The following is a 2,335-nucleotide window of genomic DNA, read 5'->3' on the forward strand; positions in this document are numbered from 1 at the left end:
TCCTGGTGGAGCGGCTGGGTCCCACCCGCAGCCTCAGCCATCACCCCCTGATCCAAGTCGTCCTCGCCTGGCAGAACGACGACTTCGCGGACCTGAAGTTGGGTGATCTCCACGTGACCGCGCTGCCCACCGAAACCCGCAGCGCCCGGATGGATTTGGTGTTCTCGCTGGCCGAACGCTGGACCGAGGACGGCCAGCCCGCCGGCATCGGCGGCGCGGTCGAATTTCGCACCGACGTCTACAACCGGGCCCGCATCGAAGCGCTGATCGATCAGCTGCACCAGGTGCTGGTCGCCATGACCACCGACACGACGCGGCGGATCTCGTCCATCGATGTGCTCGACGAGTCGGAACAGGCCCACCTCGAGGCCATCGGAAACCGCGCGGCGCTGCACCGCCCGGCGCCCGCGCCGGTGTCGATCCCGGAAATGTTTGCCGCGCAGGTGGATCGCGACCCCGACGCCGTGGCCATCACCCACGCCGGGCGCTCGTGGACCTACCGCGCCCTCGACGAGTCATCGAATCGGCTGGCGCGCTTGCTCGTCGAGTATGGCGCCGGCTCGGGGGAGTGCGTGGCGCTGCTCGCGGAGCGTTCCGCCGAGGCCGTCGTGGCGATCCTCGCGGTGCTCAAGACCGGCGCGGCCTACCTGCCCATCGATCCCGGCCTGCCCGCGGCCCGTGTCGAATTCATGCTCACCGACGCCATACCGCTCGCCGCGGTCGTCAGCCCCGAGTCGCGGTCGCGGCTCGACGGGTCGGACGTGGCCGTCATCGATTTCGACGACCCCGAAATAGCGACCCAATCCGCCGGCGCCCTACCGGCGCCGTCCCCCGAAGACATCGCCTACATCATCTACACCTCGGGCACGACCGGGGTGCCCAAGGGCGTGGCCGTCACCCACCACAACATCACCCAGCTGCTCGAGTCGCTGGACGACGAGCTGCAACTCGGCGACGTGTGGTCGCAATGCCACTCGCTGGCCTTCGACTTCTCGGTCTGGGAGATCTTCGGGTCGCTGCTGCGCGGCGGTCGCCTGGTGATCGTGCCCGACTCCGTGGTCCGCTCACCGGAAGACTTGCACGCCATGCTCGTTCGCGAACGAGTCAGCGTGTTGAGCCATACCCCCTCGGCCGTCGCCGCGTTGCCGCCGCGGGGCCTGGAATCGGCGGCGACGCTCGTGATGGGCGGCGAGCCATGCCCGGCCGAGGTGGTCGACCGGTGGGCGCCCGGGCGGGTGATGGTCAACCAATACGGTCCGACCGAGACCACGATGTACGCGGCGATGACCGCCCCGCTGTCCGCGGGAACCGGAACCCCGCCGATCGGGTCACCGGTGCCAGGCGCGGCGTTGTTCGTGCTGGACACGTGGTTGCGCCCGGTGCCCGTCGGTGTGGTGGGCGAGTTGTACGTGGCCGGGCGCGGCGTCGCGTGCGGTTACGCGGGCCGGCCGGGGTTGACGGCGGCGCGGTTCGTCGCCTGCCCGTTCGGCGGCCCCGCCGCGCGGATGTACCGCACCGGCGACCTGGCGTGCTGGGACCGCGACGGCCAGCTGCAGTATCTCGGGCGGATCGACGAACAGGTCAAGATCCGCGGCTATCGCATCGAGCTCGGTGAAATCCGCTCGGCGCTAACGGCTTTGGGTGGCGTCGAGCGGGCCGCCGTGGTGGCCCGCGAGGACCGGCCCGGCGACAAGCGGCTGATCGCCTACATCACCGGGACCGCCGACCCCGCCACCATCCGCACCCAGCTGGCCGACCGGCTGCCGATCTACATGGTGCCGGCCGCGGTCGTCGCCATGGACGAGCTGCCGCTGACCGTCAACGGCAAACTCGACACCCGCGCCCTGCCGGCACCGGACTATCAGAGCGCCGAGTGCTACCGCGCCCCGGGCGACGCCGTCGAAGTGATCCTGGCCGGCATCTACGCCCAGGTGCTTGGCGTGGAGCGGGTCGGCGTCGACGACTCCTTCTTCGACCTGGGCGGCGACAGCATCCTGTCCATGCAGGTGGTGGCCCGGGCGCGGGCGGCGGGCGTCCTGTTCCGCCCGCGCGACATCTTCGTCGAGCAGACGGTGGCCCGGCTGGCCCGGGTGGCCGGGGTGGCCACCGACGACGACGTGGTCGACGAGGGTCTCGGCGAAGTCGTCGCCACCCCGATCATGCGGTGGCTGCAGCAGATCGACGGCCCGGTCGACGAGTTCAACCAGGCGATGGTGGTGCGGGCGCCCGCGGGTGTCACCCGTGACGACGTGGTGGCGCTGCTGCAGGCGTTGCTCGATCGGCACGCCACGCTGCGGCTGCGTCTCGACGACGACGGCGAGGGCGGTTGGTCGCT

1 protein-coding gene is annotated in these 2,335 nt (G+C 70.7%); it reads left to right on the forward strand.

The window, feature by feature from the left end; genetic code table 11:
• On the forward strand, positions 1-2,335 hold a 2,335-nt coding region (locus A5702_RS06595; protein ID WP_156669510.1), incomplete at both ends, for an amino acid adenylation domain-containing protein.

It is taken from the genome of Mycobacterium sp. E3339 (assembly GCF_001666915.1).
Taxonomy (GTDB): domain Bacteria; phylum Actinomycetota; class Actinomycetes; order Mycobacteriales; family Mycobacteriaceae; genus Mycobacterium.